Annotated in this window: 21 protein-coding genes; 2 read left to right on the top strand and 19 right to left on the bottom strand. The window is 43.8% G+C overall.

All coding sequences use genetic code 11. The annotated features are described in order from the left end of the window. Positions 1 to 104: 104 nt before the first annotated feature. From gap to M1D84_RS03205, 4 genes are all read right to left on the bottom strand, one after another. Positions 105 to 1,112: a type I glyceraldehyde-3-phosphate dehydrogenase gene (gene gap / locus M1D84_RS03220; RefSeq protein WP_007500174.1), complete on the bottom strand. Its 1,008-nt coding sequence runs from the start codon at positions 1,110 to 1,112 to the stop codon at positions 105 to 107. Positions 1,113 to 1,143: 31 nt separating this feature from the next. After that, positions 1,144 to 2,181 (bottom strand): sugar-binding transcriptional regulator, encoded by a 1,038-nt coding sequence (locus M1D84_RS03215; RefSeq protein WP_024423502.1) that lies wholly within the window; start codon positions 2,179 to 2,181, stop codon positions 1,144 to 1,146. 309 nt (positions 2,182 to 2,490) lie between these two features. Next, on the bottom strand, positions 2,491 to 3,864 hold the full coding sequence (locus M1D84_RS03210; RefSeq protein ID WP_458106461.1) for an amino acid permease: 1,374 nt from the start codon (positions 3,862 to 3,864) through the stop codon (positions 2,491 to 2,493). A 139-nt stretch (positions 3,865 to 4,003) separates the two neighbouring features. Next, positions 4,004 to 5,197 carry an ornithine--oxo-acid transaminase gene (locus M1D84_RS03205; protein WP_458106402.1) on the bottom strand — a complete coding sequence of 398 codons (1,194 nt, stop codon included), beginning with the start codon at positions 5,195 to 5,197 and terminating at the stop codon, positions 4,004 to 4,006. A gap of 198 nt (positions 5,198 to 5,395) precedes the next feature. Here M1D84_RS03205 and M1D84_RS03200 point away from each other — a divergent pair, with 198 nt between their 5' ends. Further along, positions 5,396 to 6,835 (top strand): sigma-54 interaction domain-containing protein, encoded by a 1,440-nt coding sequence (locus M1D84_RS03200; protein WP_458106401.1) that lies wholly within the window; start codon positions 5,396 to 5,398, stop codon positions 6,833 to 6,835. A 27-nt stretch (positions 6,836 to 6,862) separates the two neighbouring features. Here M1D84_RS03200 and M1D84_RS03195 read toward each other — a convergent pair whose 3' ends face one another. Together M1D84_RS03195 and rpoN are read right to left on the bottom strand one after the other, a co-directional pair. After that, positions 6,863 to 7,600 carry a FadR/GntR family transcriptional regulator gene (locus M1D84_RS03195; RefSeq protein WP_458106400.1) on the bottom strand — a complete coding sequence of 246 codons (738 nt, stop codon included), beginning with the start codon at positions 7,598 to 7,600 and terminating at the stop codon, positions 6,863 to 6,865. A 171-nt stretch (positions 7,601 to 7,771) separates the two neighbouring features. After that, complete coding sequence (gene rpoN, locus M1D84_RS03190) at positions 7,772 to 9,070, bottom strand: RNA polymerase factor sigma-54 (protein ID WP_034621465.1); 1,299 nt, start codon at positions 9,068 to 9,070, stop codon at positions 7,772 to 7,774. 70 nt (positions 9,071 to 9,140) lie between these two features. Here rpoN and yvfG point away from each other — a divergent pair, with 70 nt between their 5' ends. Further along, the gene (gene yvfG / locus M1D84_RS03185) at positions 9,141 to 9,356 is read left to right on the top strand and encodes a protein YvfG (RefSeq protein ID WP_024423509.1); all 216 of its coding nucleotides are present in this window, start codon (positions 9,141 to 9,143) and stop codon (positions 9,354 to 9,356) included. 20 nt (positions 9,357 to 9,376) lie between these two features. Here the strand turns inward: yvfG and M1D84_RS03180 are convergent, their stop codons facing one another. From M1D84_RS03180 to M1D84_RS03120, 13 genes are all read right to left on the bottom strand, one after another. Next, on the bottom strand, positions 9,377 to 10,702 hold the full coding sequence (locus M1D84_RS03180) for an MATE family efflux transporter (protein ID WP_034621463.1): 1,326 nt from the start codon (positions 10,700 to 10,702) through the stop codon (positions 9,377 to 9,379). A 136-nt stretch (positions 10,703 to 10,838) separates the two neighbouring features. Continuing rightward, entirely contained in the window at positions 10,839 to 11,654 is an 816-nt protein-coding gene (gene nikE / locus M1D84_RS03175; RefSeq protein ID WP_122631934.1) for a nickel import ATP-binding protein NikE, read from the bottom strand. Between the two features lie 13 nt (positions 11,655 to 11,667). Further along, entirely contained in the window at positions 11,668 to 12,483 is an 816-nt protein-coding gene (locus tag M1D84_RS03170; RefSeq protein WP_187470515.1) for an ABC transporter ATP-binding protein, read from the bottom strand. A 4-nt stretch (positions 12,484 to 12,487) separates the two neighbouring features. After that, complete coding sequence (gene nikC / locus M1D84_RS03165) at positions 12,488 to 13,321, bottom strand: nickel ABC transporter permease subunit NikC (RefSeq protein WP_024423513.1); 834 nt, start codon at positions 13,319 to 13,321, stop codon at positions 12,488 to 12,490. After that, positions 13,318 to 14,262: a nickel ABC transporter permease subunit NikB gene (gene nikB / locus M1D84_RS03160; protein WP_024426083.1), complete on the bottom strand. Its 945-nt coding sequence runs from the start codon at positions 14,260 to 14,262 to the stop codon at positions 13,318 to 13,320. The genes nikC and nikB overlap by 4 nt, the downstream gene beginning before the upstream one ends. Positions 14,263 to 14,280: 18 nt before the next feature. Continuing rightward, complete coding sequence (gene nikA, locus M1D84_RS03155) at positions 14,281 to 15,903, bottom strand: nickel ABC transporter substrate-binding protein (RefSeq protein ID WP_332284942.1); 1,623 nt, start codon at positions 15,901 to 15,903, stop codon at positions 14,281 to 14,283. 149 nt (positions 15,904 to 16,052) lie between these two features. Continuing rightward, positions 16,053 to 17,231, bottom strand: a complete 1,179-nt coding sequence (locus tag M1D84_RS03150; RefSeq protein ID WP_103131637.1) for a DegT/DnrJ/EryC1/StrS family aminotransferase — start codon at positions 17,229 to 17,231, stop codon at positions 16,053 to 16,055. After that, entirely contained in the window at positions 17,231 to 17,917 is a 687-nt protein-coding gene (locus M1D84_RS03145) for an acetyltransferase (RefSeq protein WP_103131638.1), read from the bottom strand. The genes M1D84_RS03150 and M1D84_RS03145 overlap by 1 nt, the downstream gene beginning before the upstream one ends. Beyond that, positions 17,880 to 18,473 (bottom strand): sugar transferase, encoded by a 594-nt coding sequence (locus M1D84_RS03140; protein ID WP_080780828.1) that lies wholly within the window; start codon positions 18,471 to 18,473, stop codon positions 17,880 to 17,882. The genes M1D84_RS03145 and M1D84_RS03140 overlap by 38 nt, the downstream gene beginning before the upstream one ends. A 20-nt stretch (positions 18,474 to 18,493) precedes the next feature. After that, entirely contained in the window at positions 18,494 to 20,008 is a 1,515-nt protein-coding gene (locus tag M1D84_RS03135; RefSeq protein ID WP_103131639.1) for an MATE family efflux transporter, read from the bottom strand. 28 nt (positions 20,009 to 20,036) lie between these two features. Then, entirely contained in the window at positions 20,037 to 21,065 is a 1,029-nt protein-coding gene (locus M1D84_RS03130; RefSeq protein ID WP_212048067.1) for a polysaccharide pyruvyl transferase family protein, read from the bottom strand. Positions 21,066 to 21,070: 5 nt separating this feature from the next. Continuing rightward, positions 21,071 to 22,093, bottom strand: a complete 1,023-nt coding sequence (locus M1D84_RS03125; protein WP_103131641.1) for a glycosyltransferase family 2 protein — start codon at positions 22,091 to 22,093, stop codon at positions 21,071 to 21,073. A gap of 27 nt (positions 22,094 to 22,120) precedes the next feature. After that, a complete protein-coding gene (locus tag M1D84_RS03120; protein WP_024426091.1) occupies positions 22,121 to 23,224 on the bottom strand; it encodes an EpsG family protein in 1,104 nt (367 codons plus the stop codon). Positions 23,225 to 23,236: the final 12 nt, after the last annotated feature.

Genomic DNA, 23,236 nt, shown 5'->3' with positions numbered 1-23,236 from the left:
TAAAAACAGAGAAAAAGGGAAAGGGATGCTTCCCCTTCCCTTGTCCGTCTTCATTATATCGTGTCTCTAGGAAAGAACCAAGTGAGTTCCTTCAGTGTGAGAAATTAAAGACCTTGTTTTGCAATGTAAGCTGCAAGGTCAACAACGCGGTGAGAATATCCGCTCTCGTTATCGTACCAAGAGATTACTTTCACCATGCTGCCTTCCATTACCATTGTAGAAAGAGCATCGATTGTTGAAGAGTTTGCATTACCATTGTAGTCACCAGATACTAATGGCTCTTCGCTGTAGCCAAGGATTCCTTTAAGTTCTCCTTCAGCTGCTTCTTTAAGTGCTGCATTTACGTCTTCAGCTGTTACATCTTGGTTTAATTCAGCAACAAGGTCAACTAAAGAAACGTTAGGTGTTGGAACACGCATAGCGCCACCGTTTAATTTACCTTTAAGTTCAGGCAATACAAGTGAAACAGCTTTCGCAGCACCTGTAGAAGTTGGGATGATGTTTTCCGCAGCTGCACGAGCACGACGGTAGTCTTTGTGCGGAAGATCAAGAATTTGCTGGTCATTTGTGTATGAGTGAACAGTTGTCATCATACCGCGTTTGATACCAAATTTATCGTTAAGTACTTTTGCAAATGGTGCTAAGCAGTTTGTCGTACAAGATGCATTAGAGATGACATCGTGGCTAGCTGCATCGTATTTGTCTTCGTTTACACCCATAACGATTGTGATATCTTCTTCGTTAGCAGGTGCAGAGATGATGACTTTTTTAGCGCCAGCTTCTAAGTGTTTCGCAGCGTCTGCACGTTTTGTGAAGAATCCAGTAGATTCAACAACGATTTCTACGCCTTGTTTACCCCAGCTTAATTTCGCAGGGTCACGCTCAGCTGATACTTCGATTGTTTTACCGTTCACTACTAAGTTTGTACCGTCTACAGAAACCTCTGCATCTAGTTTTCCGTGAACAGAGTCATATTGTAAAAGGTGTGCAAGCATGTTAGCATCTGTTAGATCGTTAACCGCTACTACCTCAACTTCAGGATTATTTAATGCTGCACGAAATACGTTACGTCCAATACGTCCAAATCCGTTAATACCGACTTTTACTGCCATGATGTTTCCTCCTTTTATAGGTCACAATGTTTTATATTGAGGGATCAATTGACTCCCTTAATAACTCTTTTGCGGCTCCTTCGTCTGTGACGAGAACCGTTCGGCGCGGTTTTTTGAAATAAGCTTCAATCGCCCCCGCCTTTGATGATCCACCTGCAACAGCAATGATATGTGGAATGCTTTCTAGATCATCTAGCTGCATGCCGACGGAGTGCACTTTGTGTACGACCTCACCATCACGATTAAAGTAATAGCCAAAGGCCTCTGTCACTGCGTCATGCTCATCAATCTTTTTTAAATCTTCAGCTGGTGTATTTCGTCTCATCGCCATTGTTTTTGCTTCACCAATACCATGAATGAGCATCGTGGACGATTTAATCGTTTGAAGCACTTCTTTGACGGACGGCTCTTCAATAATGGAAGAGTAAGCACCTTCTGACAGCTGCCCTGGAACAAACAGCAGTTTGTAAGTACCGGAAGCTTTTTCAGCCATGTGGGCACAAATGGTGTTTGCCTGATTTTTTACATTCTCCCCAAGACCGCCTCTCGCAGGGACAAACATCGTATCGCGGTTTTTGGCATCAGGGGTCATCATTTCGGCAACGGCTTCCATCGTCGTTCCGCCAGTGACGGCGACGATATTATTTCCAGTAAACCTTTTTTTCATGCATTGGACAGCAGCTCTTCCCATTTCTTGCTTCACCCACGGGGATTCGTCACTGTCTCCAGAAACGATCATGACTTCTTCCAGGCCTAACTTTCTCTTTAATGTATTTTCCAAAAAGGTTAAACCTAAAACGTCCTTCATCATTCCTTCAAGCATTTCAAGCAAAGCGTGACCCTCACTCGTCAGCATCATACCGCTCGTTTTCACATCCAGCAGATTTTGTTCTTTTAAAAACTGAACTTCAGCACGTAAGATGCGCTCACTGAGACCAAGACTTGTCGCAAGACTTCTGCGGCCAATCGGTTCAGCTAATCTGATGTACTGCAAAATGTCGTAGCGTTTTTGCATAACAATGAGAAGATCTGGCAATAATTTTTTTTGAGCTTCCAATAAACGATTCATGGCTAACGACCCTTCCTTTTCACGTTGGACTAAAAACGTCCCACTGTGACAAAAAACGTCCCGCCACAGCCAAAAAAAATCAATCCCTGCTTTCTTTAATTATTTTAACAGGATAATCTTGCATTTTCAACTCTTACAAACACATTTAGACAAAAAATAGACACATTTTCACCGATAGCCTGCTTGTCATCAAGGTTCTTGCGATGATATTTCTTTTCAAAATATTTATTTTCTTTTATATAGAATGTATTCACGATGGAAAATGTGCATGCTGGTGATATGAGCATGCACATTTTTTCCAGGACCTGCTTATGTTTTTGTGATGGTTCCAAATTGTTTTGCCTCTTCCTTCGGTTTGATTTTGAGATAATAAATAATGTAGCAGGCAGCCATGAACGGGATTCCGCAATAAAGGCCGATCCGCTGATCCTCGATAAAAAATAAGCTGATGAGGACAATACCAAATGCGATAAAGCCTGCTATTGGAACAAATGGATAGAGCGGTGTTCGGAAGACGAGATCCTTTACATCTCCGCCCGCCTTTATAAATTGTTTTCTAAAGAAATACTGAGACAAGCAAATAGACATCCACACCACAACAAGAACCATACCAGAAATAGAAATGAGCCACACATACACCGTTTTTGGTGCCACAACACTTGTCAGCAGAGATAGTGCAGATACGCCCATTGTCACCAATAGTGCATTGATCGGAATTTTACGCTTGGACAGCTTTTTCGTAAAGTCAGGTCCTTTCCCGTCTTTCGACAGCGCCCAAAGCATACGTGATGATGCATATAATCCAGAGTTTGCTACAGATAAGACGGCTGTGATGATGATAAAATTCATGATATCTGCTGCATAAGGTATACCGACCTTGTCCAGCACGACGACAAACGGGCTATCGACAGTGCCTGCTGTCTGCCACGGAAGAAGCGCGGCCAGAACCGCAATGGATAAAACGAAAAAGACCATCGTTCTCCAAATAATATTTCGTATAGAACGAGGCAATGTTTTTTCAGGGCTTTCACTCTCTCCTGCTGCAATCCCTACAAGTTCTGTTCCTTGAAAGGAAAAATTGACCGTGACCATGGTTAATAAAATAGCAAAAACGCCGTTAGGAAATAGTCCGCCATGATCCGTTAAATGACGAAATAAAGGGGCTGGTTCTCCACCTTTCAGATGAATCATTCCGAAAATTGCGCCAATTCCAATGATAATAAATAATAGGATGGCAGCGACCTTAATGGCTGAAAACCAAAACTCGGTTTCAGCAAAGCTGCGAGCTGAGATGGCATTCACGGCAAATAAAATCACGCTAAATGCAAGACACCACAGCCAAACAGGGATATCTGGGAACCACCTTTGGAGCAAAATGCCTGCTGACGTAAACTCCAGTCCTATTGTACATGCCCAGCTAAACCAATAAAGCCAGCCGATCATAAAGCCTGTGGACGGACCTATATATTTGGTTGCATACTCCTGAAAGGAACCCGCTGTAGGCATCGCCACCGCTAATTCTCCAAGACAGAGCATCACCAAATACATTAACAATCCGCCAATGATAAAGGATAGAATGGCTCCCCCGGGTCCAGCCTGATGGATAATGAGTCCTGACCCAAGGAAAAGACCAGTACCAATGACGCCGCCTAAGGCAATCATAAAGAGATGCCTGCTTTTCATGGAACGTTCTAGTTCATTATGCTGTTCTTGGTTCAAATCCGCTTCCCCACTTTCACTCTTCTATTCATCATCCTTTGACAAAATTCGCTGTTCGTTGAAAGAGAAAGGGAGAAAGTGAAGGTTTCTCCCCCTTTGACATTTATGCTTGAAATAATGCTTCAATATGACCAATCGCCCAGTCTAAATCTTCTTTAGATATCGTGAGAGGCGGTGCAAAGCGGATGACGGTCTCATGGGTTTCCTTACATAACAGTCCTGCTTGTTTCAGCTTCTCACAATAAGGTCTCGCTGCCTCTGTCAGCTCCATGCCGATAAATAATCCGCGACCGCGCACTTCCTTGATGACAGGACTTTGAATGCGCGTGAGTTTGTCTTTTAAGTATTCGCCAAGCTCCATAGAACGCGCTGCAAGGTTTTCGTCGATTAAGACATCCAGTGCAGCCAGCGACACCGCACACGCAAGAGGATTTCCACCGAAGGTAGAGCCGTGAGATCCAGGGTTAAACACACCTAATATATCGCGGTTTGCGACCACACACGAGATTGGGAATACACCGCCGCCTAAAGCTTTCCCAAGAATCAGCATATCTGGCTCAATGTCTTCCCAGTCACATGCAAACATCTTACCTGTTCGCGCTAATCCGACCTGAATTTCATCCGCAATGAACAGCACATGTTCTTTTTCACAAAGCGCTTTCGCTTCCTTCAAGAAGCCTTCTGGCGGCATGACAATTCCCGCTTCTCCTTGAATAGGTTCGATCAGAAAAGCCGCTGTTTGTGGTGTGATGGCTTCACGTAACGCTTCAATATCTCCGTAAGGAATCAGTTTAATGCCTGGAAGCATTGGACCGAAACCTCTTTGATATTCTGCTTCAGAAGAAAGGGAAACAGCCGTCATCGTTCTGCCATGGAAGTTACCGACGCACGCAATGATTTCTGCGCGATTGTCTTCGATTCCCTTGACGTCATAGCCCCAGCGTCTTGCTGCTTTTACAGCTGTTTCTACAGCCTCAGCGCCAGTATTCATCGGGAGTGCCATCTCTTTATTCGTCAGTTTACAAATTTTCTCATACCAAGGGCCAAGCTGATCATTGTGAAAAGCTCTTGAAGTCAGTGTCACACGGTCTGCCTGTTTTTTGAGCGCCTCAATAATGCGGGGATGGCGATGGCCTTGGTTCACCGCGGAATATGCACTCAGCATATCCATATATCGATTGCCTTCAGGGTCTGTCACCCAAACTCCTTCAGCCTCTGAAATCACAATTGGCAGCGGATGATAGTTTGCCGCACCGTATTGTTCGGTTTGTTGAATCAATTCATTTGTCTGTGTCATCGTCTATTCCTCCTTCTATAAGCTAGCCTCTTTTATCTACACCCATATGATATGCAAGGATCGTGCCAACTTTCTGCCCGCATTGTGGCGGTGATTGATCTGATTCTTCATGCAAAATATCTTTGCATATGCCAAATTATTTAGAGGAAACCGCAAAATTTTTCATGTAAAATAGAGGTAACGTCTGGAGGTGCAACAATGAAAGAAGATCAGTATACTGCAAAGCTGGAAAATGAGATTGATCTGTATAAACAAATGCTTGATTTAATAGATGTCGGGGTTCATGCAATTGACGAGAATGGCAATACTGTTATTTATAATAAAAAAATGATGGAGATTGAGTCTTTGAAACGCTCTGATGTTCTCCATAAAAATGTATTAGATCTCTTCGTCTTCCAAGACGAAATGCACAGTACGCTTGTCCAAGCGCTGCGTACTGGGAAACAAACCGTTCATGCAAAGCAGACGTATCATAATTACAATGGAAAGGAAATCACAACGATTAATCATACATACCCGCTCGTTCGAGACGGCCTCATCCAAGGAGCGGTTGAAATTTCGAATGATGTGACCAAGCTGGAACGGCTGATTCATCACAATATGAAGAAAAAAGGAAGCACACGATTTACCTTTGATTCCATTATTGGACAGAGTCCTGCGTTTTTAGAGGTGATTGAGCATGCAAAACGAGCGACACGCACCTCTTCCTATGTGCTCATTGTTGGAGAAACAGGGACAGGAAAAGAACTATTTGCGCAAAGTATTCATAACGGCAGCAGCCGGTCATCTGGACCATTTATTACCCAAAATTGCGCGGCACTGCCTGATAATCTCATTGAAAGTCTGCTCTTTGGTACACAAAAAGGGGCTTTTACAGGCGCAACTGATCAGCCCGGCTTATTTGAACAAGCGCAGGGAGGTACACTGCTGCTTGATGAGATCAACTCATTAAATCCTGGTCTTCAAGCAAAACTGCTGCGTGTATTACAGGAGAAACGTGTGAGAAGGCTTGGCAGCACAAAAGAAATCGCTGTTGATGTAAGAGTCATTGCCAATATGAATGAGGATCCTGTAGATGCAATCGCAGGCGGACGCATGCGCAAGGATTTATTTTATCGGCTGGGTATTGTCACCTTATTTATTCCGCCGCTTTCTGAGCGAAAAGAAGACATTCCTACATTTGTCAGTCATTTTATTCAAAAATATAATGAACTGTTTCAAATGAAGGTGAAGGCGGCTGACGAAGAGGTGCTAGCCCTTTTTCAAGCGTATGATTGGCCGGGTAATGTACGAGAACTGGAGCATGTGATTGAAGCGGGGATGAATATGATGATGGATGAGGATTACTTATGCATGCATCACCTTCCATATCATTTTAGATTTAAACATAGGGAAGGCCGTCCTGCAGCGCAATTACAGACGAACCCTTTGCAGCATACCGCAGCTGACACGTTTATTTATACAAGCCCAGAACATACGACTGATTTTCAAATCCAAATGGAACGATTCGAAAAACAATACATCGTCCATTACTTAGAAAAAATGGACGATAATATTTCACAGACTGCAAAGTTATTGGGCATGAGCAGGCAAAGTCTGCAATATCGCATGAAAAAACTGCATATTTCTCGTTCATAATAGAGCTGTGCCCTCATTCGGCACAGCTTACTGTGGTTCTGACTGTCCTGCCGGTTCTTGACTCACATCACTCAGCAGTTTTTCTACATTTTTTAAATGCGTGAGCATCGCTCTTTCTGCTTCTTCTGGCTGTCTTGCCATGACGGCTTTGTAAATGTGTTCATGTTCTTTGTAAAGCTGCCGAATGGAGGCTTTCCTTGAAAATAAGACGACTTTTCTCGTTTCCCGCATTGTTTCTACCAGCAAGGTGGAGACCTGATTCATTAACGCCTTTAATAAATCATTCTTTGAGGCTTTGGCTAAGGCGAGATGGAAGGAGAAGTCTGCTTCTTCACCAGTTTCTTTATGTGCTTCTGCGAGTTTCATTTGTTCGAGTGCCTCACGCAGCTGATGAAGGTCATCGTCCGTTCGCAAGAGCGCTGCCTTTTTGACAGCACCCGTCTCAATTAAGGTTCTTAATTCAAGGAGCTGTGTAACATCATGCTGCTTCATCAAAAATGCAGGAGACAGACTAAATGTGAGCTGCTCAGGATCAAACTGCTTCACATACGTGCCTTCCCCTTGCTTCATCTCTATTAATCCGATCGCTTTGAGAGCAGACAGTGCCTCTCTTACAGCGGAACGGCTGACTTGAAAGCTTTCTGAAAGCGCTTGAACCGAATCTAATTTTTCCCCTGGAAGAAGCTCACCTGTACGAATGGATTCAATTAATGCATCCGCAATTTCTTCATATATTTTTTTCGTTTTGATTTGTTTATATTTCAATTGGTCTCACCTCATCACTGTTGTCTATCCCTATCGGCTCATGCCCTATCTTATACTTTACCCCAAAATTTCCGATCACACGTCTCCCCTCTTTAATTTTCAAGAAATCTTCGAGCAGCCTTGCTTTCAACAAAAAAGAAGCACGTGCCATGTTCTGGCAAGTACTTCTTTTTAATCGTATCGCTTCCGAAGCGTAGAGGACGGAAGATTCATTTGTTCGCGATATTTTGCAATGGTTCTGCGCGACGCGCGGATACCAAAGGTTTGCTGAAGCAGTGTCATGATTTGCTGATCTGAATACGGTTTTTTCTTATTTTCCGTTTGGATGAGCTCTGCAATGTGCGTTTTGACTGTGTAGCTGGACGCCTCTTCTAGCGAATGCCCTTCTAATTTGGCTTGGAAAAATTGTTTCATTTCCATAAGACCATAAGGGGTTTGCACCATTTTCCCTTTTACAGTCCGGCTGACTGTTGACTCATGGACTTGCAGTATATCTGCAATCCGCTTCATCGTAAGCGGTTTCATTTTATGTTTCCCTGTTAGAAAAAAATCGGTCTGATGTGAGATAATCTCACGAACGACATGAGTCATCGTTTGCTTTCTTTGCTTCAGCGCTTGGACAAGCCAATTGTACTGCTGCTCTTTTTCCTTTAAATACGCATATGCTTCATGCCGCTTTTGGTCTTGAATCATGGCGAAGTAGCCTTCATTCATTTCTACGTCTGGAAAAGCGCGCTGATTCAGCTCAAATGTGATGTGATCCTGCACCACAGTAATTGTCACATCAGGCTCTATATACATATGCTCTTCATCATATGAGAAATGAAGGCCTGGTCTTGGTTCAAGCTGAGACACTTCATCTTGTACCGCCTGGAGTGTTTTCATTGAAACACCTGTTTTGGCCGCAATTTCCTTCCAAGCCTTCCTCGCAAAAAGAAAGAAATGCTCTTCGATGATCAGCTCGGCTTCATACCAACGCTTCTTTTTCCTTCTCAGCTGAAGGAGGATGCATTCCTGCAATGATCTTGCGCCAATCCCGGCAGGCTCCAGCGATTGCAGCTGATGAAGGACAGCTTCTACTTCTTCAGCTGGCACCTCTAAGACAGCTGCCATTGCGTCAATCGGTTCATTTAGATAGCCATTGGAATCAATGGACTCAATCATAAAGTGAAAGATTCTTTGATTCTTTTCACTTAAATTCAAATCAATCGCCTGTCTTTTTAAAAACATTTGCAGGCTTTCTTTTTGATACGTTCGATACGGCTCTGTCATTCGATCTTGTGATTTTTTATGATAAACTGGTTGATAGCTGTCCGTGTCTTTCCGCTCAATCAGAGGGTTCTCAAGCGCTAATTGGTCAAGATACTCGCCGAGCTCTGCGCAATTCAGCTGCAGCAGCGTAATGGCCTGCCTAAGTTCTTGTGTGAGCACCTGCTTTAATACCTGTTCTTGTTGCAGTTTAAGGCTCATTGTCTCCCCTCCCTCTCATCATTTTACATGAAGATTGACGGACCGTATATACGAAATAGGAGTGATTTCTATGTCTGAACTTTTTTCCGTTCCATACTTTGTCGACAACTTGAAGCAGCACATCGCCATGAACCAAAATGAAGACAAGGTTCATGCCATGAATGCCTATTACCGCTCAGTAGTGTCAACGCTTGTTCAAGACCAGCTGACCAAAAATGCGGTTGTATTGAAGCGAATTCAGCATCTTGATGAAGCCTATCAAAAGGTGAAAAAAGAAAGCGAATGAACGAAAAAGAACACCCTTTGTCAAGATGGCAAAGGGTGTTGATCATTTGCGAACAGCTTCTGATCCAGCCTCGATTTGTACATCATTAAAAAGCCAGACCGTCCTACAGTATAGATGATAAAGGCAAACCATAGGCCATGATTGTGCCAAATAGGCGTGACCGCGGTTTGAACGATGATAAACAAAATCATCGCAAACAGCATCGAGTTTCTAACAGGGGCAATTTCTGTTGCACCTGTAAATACGCCGTAAATGACCAAACCGAAACAAGCCGCAAACGGATAAAGAACAAGCCAGTCTGCATAGCGTAATGTCACATCTAGCAGCTGAGGGAGATTTGTAAACAAGCTCAATATCGGCTCTTTTAATAGAAAATAAACCGCCGCAATGACACATGCCATGACAAGTGCCCACTGCCTCGAAAGGGTTAAGGTTCTTTCATAGAGGGTGCGGTCATTTGCACCAACTGACCGGCCAACAAGGATGCTGGACGCATTGGCAAAACCATCGAACAAATAAGCCATGATGTAGTGAATTTGAAATAAGATGGCATTGGCTGCCAGCAGCTCTGTACCAAAAGAAGCACCTTTTGCCGTAAACATATTGATGACCACTAGCAGACAGATCGTCCTGATAAACAAATCTTTATTCACATGAAACATTTTCTTCACTGCCTGAGTATCCATGATTTTCTTGATGGAAGGCATCTGGAATCCGTTTGACGAATGCTTCAGAATAATCCATGCCCCCAACACAAAAGCGGTTAGTTCAGATATCAATGTCGCCGCCGCAACTCCTTTGACCGCAAACGAAAACACATGAACAATCAGAACTGCGAGCGCCATATTCATAACATTGATCAAGATTTGTAATGAAAGAGCTTCTTTCATTTTAGCCATCCCCATCAGCCAGCCCAATATGACATAATTCATTAAGGTAAATGGCGCTCCCCAAATGCGAATATGAAAATAGTCTGCGGCAAATTGACGGACATCAGCATCAGGAGAGATCACTAGAAAAGCAGATTGAATGATCGGCCATTGCAGGGCAATAAAACAAAGTCCGACAATGATGGCGACGAAAAAAGGTCTTAGAAAAGCAAGAACGCCCTGTTCCTCATTCTGCGCACCGTTTGCCTGGGCGGCAAAAGCAGATGTACTGACCCGCAAAAAACCAAACAGCCAATATAATGTACTGAAAATGAGACTGCCAACCGCAACGCCTCCAATATAAGCGGGATTTGCGAGCTGACCGACAACCGCTGTATCAACAGCTCCCAGTAATGGAGTGGTCATCGTTGAAATTGTTAAAGGAATGGCCAAAGCTAAATACGCTCGATGGTTCACGATGCCACCTGCCTTTCATGAAAAATAGCCTCTTTCCTAAAAGAGGCGCAGATTGCCTGCAAAGAGGCTTTCGCTCTTTGCTTTTTACCGAATGCGACGCTTTGGTTGCACGCTGAGGCATTGATAAAATGAAGTTTTACCGAACCGGTCTGCCAATCGTTCGTGACAAAGGATGGTCTGCGAGCATTGCATCTCTCATTTTCCGCACCGCTTCCTCTTCTGATGAAAAGAAGTCAGCCTTTGATTGAAATTGAGCAGCAAGCTCTCCTTGATCAAGAATCGCCAATTGATCACATAAGTGATAGGCTGCTGTTATATCATGTGTAATAAATAAGTAAGCCACACCCAGCTCCTTCTTTAATTCTACTAATAAATCTAAAATGACAGCCTGCGTCACCATGTCTAAGCTGCTGACAGATTCATCAAGCACAATGAGCTTTGGCTGGAGCAATAAAGCTCTAGCGATGTTGATCCTTTGCAGCTGGCCGCCGCTGAATTGGTGTGGATATTTACACAAATCCTTTTCACCGAGCCCGACTCTTTCCAGCCAGTGAATCAATACATTTTTACGTTCCTTCCGGCTCATGGATTCGTAGTTTTCAAGCGGCTCAGATAAAATTTGTTCGACTGTCCACCTTGGATTTACCGCCGAATAGGAATCCTGAAACACCGCTTGCACATGCCGGCGAAAATGCTTACGTGTTTGCTGATCTGCACGATAGACATCCTGACCTTCGAAAAGAACCTGTCCAGCTCTTGGCTTCTCTAGACCAAGTATGATGCGGCCAAGTGTACTTTTCCCTGCGCCGCTTTGCCCTAGCAGCCCAAGGCAGGTGCCTTCTTCAATAGTTAAATCGATGCTTTTCAGGACAGGGGCTGCTCCTTTTTTTCTCATTAGAAACGACCGGTTCGTGTATGCATGACTGACTGCTTTCACTTCTAATAAATGCAAGGGCCTTCTCACCTCAAATCGGGCAAACAGCTGGAATCGATGGACGAGCTGCTAATAGTTTTTTTGTATAATCATGTTTTGGTTGTTCAAAAATCTCAAGAACTCCTGCCTTTTCAACAATTTCTCCTTGTTTCATGACGACAACTTGATCTGCCATTTCAGCAATGACACCAAGATCGTGGGTAATGAGTAAAATGGCCGTTCCATAGTCATGACGAATTTGGTTCAAATGCTGAAGCACCCGTTTCTGATTGTGTACATCTAATGCGGTTGTCGGCTCATCTGCAATGATGAGGGGCGGGTGCATACAGGCAGCCATGGCGATCATGACACGCTGCAGCATCCCTCCGCTTAATTCAAAAGGATACTTATTGAACAGCTGGTCTGGCTGCGGCAGATTCATTTGCGCTAACGCATCTATTGCCTGTGATCGTGCCTGACTTTTACTGACAGCAGTATGCCGGCGGATCGTTTCAACCAGCTGATGGCCGATTGTCCATACCGGCGTAAAGCTGTTCATTGGATTTTGCATAATATACGAGATGTCTTTGCCCCGAATGGAACGCATATCCTTTTCACTTATACCGATCAATTCTCGTCCCTGTAATGTGATACTGCCAGTGACTTCCGTTGTTTTTCGATCAAGCATATGCAAGATCGACATACTTGTCACTGTTTTTCCGCAGCCGCTCTCACCAATTAATCCAAGGATTTGACCGTGCCCTACTTCAAACGAGACTTCTTGAATAAGAGGGGTTGTCCCTTGAGGAGTTATCGTCTGCACATGCAGGTTCTCTACTTGTAAAATGGACTCTTGCACATTGATCATTCCTTTACACACGGCGTTTGATGCCATATTTCTCTGAAAGGGCTTCTCCTAGTAAATTAAACAGAACCACCACAGCCATGATCACAAGACCTGGGTACAGCATTAACTGAGGATTCGTTTGAATGTAAGATTTCCCTTCATGAATCATCGCTCCCCATTCAGGCATAGGAGGCTGAACCCCTAATCCGAGGAAAGACATCGCAGAAATGTCCATAATCGCCCATCCCATTTCAAGTGTTCCAATGACTGCTAATGGCGGCAGGACATTGGGAATCATATGCTTTCTCATGATGTTCCAGTGCGAGGTTCCACTGATTTTTGCAGCTGCTATAAAGTTCTGTTCTTTTAAACTGAGCACCATTCCTCGGAAGACGCGGGCATAATATACCCATTGCACAAGCATCAAGGCAAGTACGACTTGAGGAAGTCCCGGACCGAAGATGCCGACTAATCCAAGAATCAGCACCAGGTTGGGAAATGCCATGACGCCGTCACAGATTCTCATCAAAACATGATCGATCCAGCCGCCTTTGTATCCTGAAAAGAGGCCGACAATTAATCCAATGAATAACGAAGAAAGAAAGATTAATAACGCACAGCCGAGCGAAACACGCGCACCATATAAAATACGAGATAAATTGCATCGTCCTAATTGATCTGTTCCAAGAGGATACTCCCACGAAGATCCCTTTAGCTTCATTGCTAGATTGACAGCAGCCGGATCATGTGGAGCGATCCATGGTGCACATATTGTGACAATGAGCAGGAGACCGAGCAGCAAAGCGCAGATCGAGATCATCTTTTGATGAACGAAGAGATGTTTTACTTTTGTCATCATTGCTGGCGGCCTTCCTTTCTAGAAATACGGGGGTCTATGATCAGCTGAACTAAGTCAACGATCAAGCTGCTCAAGATAAAAATACATGCCGACATGAGGACATAAAATTGAATGACAGGCAGATCTCTGTTAAAGATCGCTTCAATAAAAAAGCGGCCAAACCCTGGCCATGAGAAAACGGCCTCTACAATAATGGTTCCGGTTAACAGCTTGCCAAGGTTCACCCCTAGTCCGGTCAGCATCGGCGATATCGCAATTCTGAACACATGCTTGAACATGATCGATTGTTCCTTCAAACCTCTGATTCTCGCATATTGAACGAAAGGCTCTTGAAGCGCCTCACTCACACTTGACCGTAACAGCCTTGTATACGTAGCAATTAAAGGGACTGCAAGTGTGATCGAGGGCAGAATGAGATGCTCCCATGTTCCAATCCCTTCAACTGGTAAGAGGTCAAGTTTCACTGAAAAAAAGAAGATGAGCAAATACCCCAAGACAAACGTCGGGATAGATGCTCCTAAGAAAGAAATGAGCCGGCTCACATGATCAACGGCACCATTTTTCCTCATGCCGCTGAAAAAGCCGAGAGGAATGCTGACACAAATAGCGATCAGCAGACTGGTAAGCGCCAATTGAATTGTCGCCGGTATTCGATAAACCACCTCATCAACGACAGGCTGATTGGACATATACGACCGGCCGAAATCAAGATGAATGACTTTTTCAATGGTATGAAGATACTGCATATAAAACGGCTCATCTAAGCCGAATTCACTTCGTTTTTGCGCTAATATTTCATCCGTAGGCTGGATATGAGCCGCTGCTAAATATGCCTCTGCCGGGTCAACTGGCGAGAGGTGAATCATACCAGTTGTGAGCAGTGTGGCTAATAAAAATACAGGAATAATTGATAGCACTCGTTTGACGATATAGCGGCCCATTTCCTTACCTTCCTTCTGTTACTTCAGCTTAATGCCTGTGAAAGGATGTTCATCACGATTTGCAGGGAATTCAAAGTCCTTCACAGCTTTTTGATAAACGGCTGTCTTTTTAAAATAAGAGATTGGCACAATTGCCCCTTGATCCTGTAAAGAGGATAAGACAGACGAATACAGTGCTTTGCGTTTCTTTTCATTTGTTGTGGATGGAATTTCCGTCATTTCTTTGATCAGTTTTTCCTTATTTGGATAGGCTGAAATGGCTTCTTTGAATCCAAAACCATCTGATGAAAGAACGTTCATAAATGTATGCGGATCATACGGCGCTCCGTAGTTGCTAAAGAAGTTCATATCAAACTTATTGGCTTTAAAGCGTTGAACCTGTGTGGCCAAATCCACACCCTCAAGCTTGACGCCGACACCAACGGCTGCCCATTCTGCTTGCAGCGTTTCCGCCATCGCTTTTTGAATTGATTCCGCTGAGTCATACATCATACTAAACTCAAGCTTTTTCCCATCTTTTTCACGAACGGATTTTCCTTTTGGAAGTGTCCAGCCCGCTTCATCCAGCAATGCTTTGGCTTTGTCCACATCATATTTGAAAGACTTCACTTGAATGTGTGACGTATACGGCATATTAGTCGGCAGGATGTGATCTGCTTCATCCTCTAAACCTGAGGTGACCCCTTCTACCATTGATTTTTTATTGAAGGCATATTGAAGGGCATGACGCACTTTCTCATCTGACAGCTGATCCACTTTTGTGTTCATAACAAGCTGTCTCGTTGCAACAGGCTCTGACATTTTCGTTTCATACTTACCGCTTGCTTCCAGCTGTTTGTAGGAATCAAGGCTAATGGTTCCTTCTCCGTAAAGTAAATCCACATCACCTTTTTCAAATGCCATGACTCTCGTTTCCGCATCTGGGATGACCTTTACCTTGATTTCTTTTACCTTTGGTTTTTCTCCCCAATAATGATCGTTTCGTTCGAAAATGGCATAATCATCTTTCTTATATGTTTTTAAAACCCAAGGGCCTGTCCCCACTGGTTTTTCAATTCCTTTTGACGTATCTCCGTTTTTAGGGAAACCTGCTTCACCTAAGAAACGAACTGGACGAACAACGGCTAATTCTTGCACAGTTGGATAGTATGGTGCTGTTAAAGTGAGTTTAAATGTCTTTTTATCAACGGCTTCTGTCTTTTTGATTTTCTTAATGACACCTAACCAGCTATGTAAATCTTTATTTTTTAAAATTGTATCGAAGTTCTTTTTGACAATGTCCGCATTAAATTCAGAGCCGTCTGAGAAAGTCACTCCGTCTCTTAAATGGAACGTATACACCTTGCCATCCTTTGAAACATCCCATGATTTCGCTAATTCAGGTTTCAGCTTACCATTCTTTTGATAGCTGACCAATGGCTCATAAATCATTGATTGCGCAAATAATTGTGATGGGTTGTATACGTGTGGATTCATTTCACCAATATCTCTTGGCCACGCCATTGTGATCATATCAGGATGATCATTATTGCCTTCTGCTCCATTGTTTGTTTGAGAGCATCCTACTAGTAAAAAGAAAATAAGCAGGAATGGTAATACTGAATTTATTTTAATTTTCGGAAAATTTCTCCAAATAGACATAAGTTGCTCCTCCTAATTGATGCTGATAATCATTTTCATTTTAAGGAGGAAGGAAGCCGTTGTCAATATCATATTTGAAACGAAATGACAATACTTATTCCGATTTATTCCATAAATTGAGGAATTTGATAGAAAGAGAGGCAGGCTGCTTATGAATGAGCAGCCTGTGAAGAGGTAAATGTTTTTTCTCGCAGCATGTCATGGAGTATATGGATGATACGTTCCTGATCTGCATCTGTCATGCTCGTTCCAGACGGAAGACAAAGCCCCCGCTCAAATAACAGCTCAGATACAGGAGTGCCTTTTTCCGCGGTATAAAAAGGGCAATGGCGAAAGAGCGGCTGCTGGTGCAGCGGCTTCCATACATGCCTTGCTTCGATTTGTTCTTTTTCTAAAGCACCAATGATATCTGCTGGAGACAATTGTGTGTCACGATCGATGGTCAATGCCGTCAGCCAGCGGTTGGATTTCGTTTCTTGATATTCTGGCATCAAATGAAGTCCCTCTGCTTCTGATAAAGCGTCCTGATAACGCTGGAAAATGCGGCGCTTTTGTTCAACACGCTCGTCCAGCACTTCCATTTGAGCAATCCCGACTCCTGCTAAGAGGTTGCTCATGCGATAGTTGTATCCCATCTCTTGATGCTCATAGTGCATCGCTTGTTCTCTGGCCTGTGAAGCAAGAAAGCGGCATCGTTCAATCGCAGCTTCATCATCACTCACAAGCATTCCGCCCCCTGATGTTGTAATGATTTTATTTCCATTAAAAGAATAGATACCGAACCTGCCCATTGAGCCGCTTTTTCTTCCTTTATAAAGCGCACCTAACGATTCAGCCGCATCCTCAATGACTGGTACATCATATGCTTCACACAGAGCCATGATTTCGTCCATTTTTGCGCTTTGCCCATATAAATGGACAACGATGACCGCACGAGGTTTTTTCCCAAGACGTTTTGATTCAACAAAGGCTTTCTCTAAAGCAAGCGGGCACATATTCCATGTCTCCCTTTCAGAATCAATAAAAACAGGCTCCGCTTGTTCATATAAAATCGGATTTGCCGTTGCAACAAACGTGAGGGTGGAACAAAAAACAATGTCTCCTTTTTGCACACCTATCAGCTTTAAAGCAAGGTGAATCGCTGCTGTTCCTGAAGATAAAGCCGCTCCTGTCTTCACTCCTGCATAGTCCGCCACCGCCTGTTCAAATTCATTCACAAGCGGTCCAAGCGGCGCAATCCAGTTGCTCTTGAAGGCTTCCTCTATTTTGAAAGACTCTTTTCCGCTCATATGCGGAGGAGATAAGTAAATTCGCTTCCTTTCTTTCATCACTTCCCACCTTCTCTCCGATCTTTGATTTCTATTGCAGGAATTCCTACAGCGACCTTCTGATCATGTATATCTCTTGTCACTGCTGCTCCAGCGCCAATGACGGACCAGCTTCCGATCGTTGTACCCGGTGTCACCACAGCACCAGCCCCAATATGGGCACCCTCCCGCACGGATACACCGCCAGTCAGCACAGCGCCTGGTGACAGGTGCACAAACGATTCGAGTATGCAGTCATGCTCGGCGATAGACCCTGTATTTATAATCGTATGCTCACCGATGGCTGCATCTGCTTGAACCACTGCCCTTGCCATCACAACAGTCCCCCCTCCAATGACAGATGACGGACTCATGACCGCCTCTGGGTGAATGAGTGTGGCATATGCTGTGTCTTCAAATGAGAGGCGTTCCTTGATGAGCTGTCTGATCTCATTTTGTCCGATCGCAATCAGCCATTTCATATGAGGCATTGTCTCTCTCAGCTGCTCACTCATGGAGATCGGTCCATACAAAATCCCGCTTTGAGTGACCGTCTCTTCAAATTGATCATCTAATACTGCACATAATGAGTAATCGGCATGTGCAAAAATGAGATCTTGGATGACTTTGCTATGTCCTCCGGCCCCAATTAAACCAATGGTTTGCTTCTTACATATTGGTTCCTTTAAATTTTTCAGCTGTGGCATGATCCGGCTGCTGCACCCCCTCTGTTTTCATGACTTTCAGCAAGGTCATCCATAAAATTTTCATATCGAGCCAAAACGATTGATGCTCGACATACCAAAGGTCATAGGTGAATTTCTCCTCCCAAGAAAGCGTGTTCCGGCCGTTCACCTGTGCCCATCCTGTTATGCCGGGCTTCACAAGATGACGCCTTGCTTGTTCTTCTGTATACATAGGCAAATACTCCATTAAAAGCGGTCTTGGCCCGACAAGACTAAGCTCTCCTTTGAGTACATTGACTAGCTGCGGCAATTCATCAAGACTAAGCTTTCGAATCAAGGCACCGGTTTTTGTTAATCGCAGATGATCTGGCAGCAGCACCCCATGTTCATCGCGTTCATCGGTCATCGTCCGAAATTTATATAGCATAAAAGGCCGGCCATACAGACCAGGCCGCTTCTGCCGAAACACCACAGGCGTTCCAATTTTCCATCTAATCAGTCCATAGATGAGAAGAAAAAGAAGACTGCCTGCGATGAGCAGCGTCAATGCCACCATCACATCTATCATTCTTTTCATCATTGCATCTCCTTTTCATATTAGCGGGAGACCGCATGTTTTACCTTACGCATCAGCTGAATCCGCTCTCGTTTCGTTCCTGCAAACAGATACAAGTAGCCCATATAGAGAATGAAACAAAGCCCTCCAATACAAAACAGCTCCCACCATGAAGTCACGTTATATACCGCCTGAATCCCCGCACAGATGCCCCAAATAAATAGCCCTCCAGCAAGTGGAACCAGTGTATGTTTATAAAAGATAGTGCGTTTCTGATTCGTGATCCTGGCCGTATAAAATGGCAGAAACACAATATTTTTAATCAATAAAACCATTGCCCCCGCTGATGCAATGCCATATAAACCAAGCTGCAGCATATGAGTCAATCCATAGGCAAAAAGCACATTAGACACACCTAATATAAGGGTGACAACTGCAGGAACTTTCAATCGATTAAACACGGTTGGCACATATGTGAGCGGTAAAAACATCAAGGTCAAACATAAATAAGCCGCATGAATCATAAGAAGCCATTTCAGCTCCTCAAAGGCTGGCCCAAGCCATAAAAGCATGAGCGGACCAGCGAGACCTCCTAGAAGTGCGGCTGGGAACGCAACAAATAAGCCGCTCCACTTAATGGCGTTTGCAGCATATTGAATGAGTCCCTCTTTGTCCTGATTCGAATAAAATTTCGTGATTGTTGGTGCAAACACAACGGCCAGTGTCCCTGCCAGTGTGCGTAATAATAATGGAAACTGTAAAATTGCCGCATATTGGCCCGTCGCTTCCGCTCCAATGAGTAAGTTGGTCATCAATAAATCAATTTGTAAAAACAGCAATATCCCCATTTGCTCAAATGAATGCCAGACCCCTGATCGAACAAGTGTGAGACTAGACGATAATGAGAAGTGCCGCCACTTAAACGAAAACCAAGGGATGAGTTTCTTAAAATAATAGATACCGATTCCCATAGCTGCTAAGCTTCCAATGACGGCCGCAAGCGGGATATGCCAAATGGCTGGTGTCGTCCATGTAAACAGGATGACAATCATCAGCGCCCTCAAAAACATTTGAATCGCCTGTCCAATACTTGATACATAGAGCTTATTCGCATAAAACGGTGCAGCCCCAATGCCAGACATGACGAAATTGAGCATAAATAAAAGACCCCCTAAAATAAAGGCGGTCTGTGTGTCTTTTGCGAGATGAACAGGTACATGAAGCCATTCAACCAGCTGATGAGACACGAAAAGACAAAGCAAAAAGAGACTAATAGATAGTAAAAACGAACTGACAAAATAGGAAGCGAGATAGCGCTGCGCCTTCTCCATCTCTCCTTTATGAGCCGCCACAGAAAAAAATCGCACAACAACCGCACTTAACGAAGCCGTAATGACCGATAAATAGTTGATCATATTTTGCGTCAGATGGATTAAGCCGAATGCTTCCACTCCAAGCGTATGAACAATATAAGGTGTTAAACAAACAGACATAAGCATCATCAGGACAAACGTGATTAAGTTCGCACTGGCATTATAAAGAAACGCTCGATTCATTGTGCTTTCACGCAGCGTTTAAGAGCCCTCATCCAGCTTCCTCTCCCTTTTGACCGCTTGTTTTCATCAGCTGATGAACGGCCTCTTTCACAGCGGCCTCATTTGGTTCTTTTAAAAGGGTCATAAACGGAAGATGAGCCACCCACTCAAATCCCTCCATCACCTTATGATCAAACGATCTAAGGACAACACACGGTGTATGAGTGATCGCACAAAAGATCATGCCATGCAGACGATCTGTCACGACGACCTGTGCTTGTTTTAACTCCGTCCATAAAGCCGTTAATTCATCTAAGCGAGTTGTTCGATCGACCCGTCTGCCAATTGTCGTTGTGATTAAACCGACTTGATCATATGTCTCTTGAATATATTGCTGCAGCTGTTGGCGCTCCTTCTTTGTAAGATATGCTTCTTGATCCTCACGCAGACAAAGCAGAACCCCTTCACGTGTTTCATCCTTTGATGATTCGTCTAATGACAGCACCATATCAGGCTGTTTCCACACATCTTGATCAGGAAAATGAAGCTTCATCCATTCATAGGTTGTTTGATCTCTTGCCATGAGGAGCAGTCTTGGATGCTGACTATACGTGTGAATGGCGCGGTGTTCCTCTCGTTTCCCTCTCTTTGTTTCTGTAAAATGTACAGTAGCAGGCAGCTGGATCATGGGATAGGACTTGAAGGTCTTGATGATAAATTGTCTCGTCCATTCTTCGTACCGGTATAAATCCCCCATATTGCCCCCACCGATCATACAGACGATGTCTTCTGGATGCCGGCTGCGCTTTAGCGGACGGGCAAGGCGATAGATCTCTTTCATGTCCACTTCTATGATGTCATAGGCTGGAAAGTGTTTCTTTAAAAAACAATAACTCGCATAGGCAATCGCATGATCCCCTAAATTATCATGGCCCGGCAGCAGCGTGAGAATGATTTTCTTCTGATGACTCAGCTCTGGCAGCCTTTGGCGGCTCAGTCTATACTCAAGCGGATATTTGACCTTTAAGAGCAGCCACTCTGCGGTTTTTGCCTTCAATTGCTGCACTGTCAATCCCATCACCCCTATTTCCTTGTCTGATATTCGATCCATTTTTGATAGCTAGAAGCCGCGGCAGAAAGCGGATAAACCAATCGGCACTTAGCAAGAAATAAAATCATTCGCTTTCGTACTGTGAGCTTCGATGGTTCCACTTGTTTGACGGCATGCTGAAAAGCATCATGTGTGACCATTTCACGCATGTGATCAAGCTTTTCCTGAATAGAGAGATCATTTTGGCTCTTCCATTCGTTGAGCATACAATGAAGCGTATGATTGACGATAAAAAAGTCTAATGCTTTCTCATACAGAGAGATGTCATCATGCTCTTTTAAAAAAGAGCGCTGTGCATGATAAAAGGTCAGTCCATGATGAAAATACTGCTTCTGATATCGCTGTACAATAGATGACAGATGAACCCTGTAATAATAAAGAGGCTCATGAACAAAAGCGATACTGCGTGCTAAAGAAAAACAGCGCAGCGTCACATATTGATCTTCAATGTTTTCAAGCTCACCCCGCAGCGGAAATCGAATGTGGTGTTTTTCCATAAAGGCACGCCGATACAGCTTATTCCATGAGAATCCAGTCAAGTCTCCGTGTAATAACGCTTTGATTACATCCGTTTTTTCGGCTGAGCGCTTGTCTAACAGCGTCGTTGCTATCGTTCGCTTTGACTGTTCAAATTGAATCCAATACTCGCTCACAACAAGATCTGCCCCGGTCATTTCGGCTTTTTCATACATAGCTTCACAGTAATGAGGAGCGAGAATATCATCTGAATCCACAAAGGCGAGATACGTCCCTTTCGCTTCCTCGATCCCCCGGTTTCTCACAGCGCCTAACCCTTGATTGGATTGATGGATTACCCGGAAACGCTCATCACGCTCAGCAAATGCTTCAAGCCATTCACCGCTGCGGTCGGTCGATCCATCATTGATAAGAATGACTTCTATATCGGAAAAACTTTGATCTGCAATTGATTGAAGACATTGCTCCACATATTGACTAGTATTGTAAACTGCGACCAATAGACTGATAGCTGGCATTACAGCATGCCCCACCTTTCTTCAAATCTACTTATTAAATATCGTTCTATACGGCAAAACCGAAGAATCGAACGGCATCAGCATGATGCTGTACAGAATATAGCAAACAGCAATCCCTACATACATAAACACATTAGACCGCTGATCAAAAATGCGTGTGAAATATGGCAGTAAAATGAGCTGATACAAGCCAAAATAAATATGAAATCTTGCATAAATGACATCCTTCGTTGCAAGGATGCCAAACAAGAAACCAAGCAAACAAAAATTCACAATGTAATCACTCTCAGGCGTCAGCTCACGAAGTCGTTTTCGATAAAAGAAAGCAAGCAGAAGCGGCAAAATCAAGACACCGATTTTTGTCACATTCATTCCATTCGTATTCGTTGTGAGCCATTCCTCGTAATGACCATATGAACTGCCTTGCAGCATCACGACAAACACCGAGACAAAACGGTCATAAAGAGCGGTTAAGCCTAAGAACACCAGGCATAAGACCAGCATCATCCAAGACCAAGCCTTTGTTCTCACAATAAAATACACAGGAATCATGATGAGAGCGGATGAATGAAACAATGAACATACAAGGACGAGCGGAAAATACAATTTCCACTGACCATTGATCACCAACCGGATGGCATAAAAAAGAATCGCTGCCACCATATACTGGCGCATGCCATTAAATGACGCATAATAATGAAAGGTTCCAAGAAAAAGCAGCATACTCAGCTCAAATGGACGGCCATATTGAATAAGCGTCTTGATGATAAAAAAATAAGTAATGGCTCCGACTGAGATATACATGATTTGCGGATCATGAGACAGTTGATTAAGCATCCATAAAATAAACGTAAACCCTGGATCCGTTGCGGCCTTCTCCACACCGAAGCCGAATATATGCCAAGGCTTTTCGTAGTTGATGGAGAACTCATACATCTGGCCATATGTGACAAAATCGGTTCCTACTTTATACCGAATACCAGCTACGATACAAAGAAACAGAAACGGAAAAAACACCAGAAGCTTATTAGGCCGCCATCCGCTTTGAATGGTATCATCACGCCTGCCGTAAAATGCGGCAAAGCTCGACCATAAATAGACCATGATCATGTTCACCAAATAAACCGCCATCTGCCCTTCCTT

Source organism: Bacillus sp. PK5-006 (assembly GCF_054161415.1).
The sequence above is the reverse complement of the archived record's forward strand: the minus strand, read 5'-3'. Positions and strand labels throughout refer to the sequence as shown.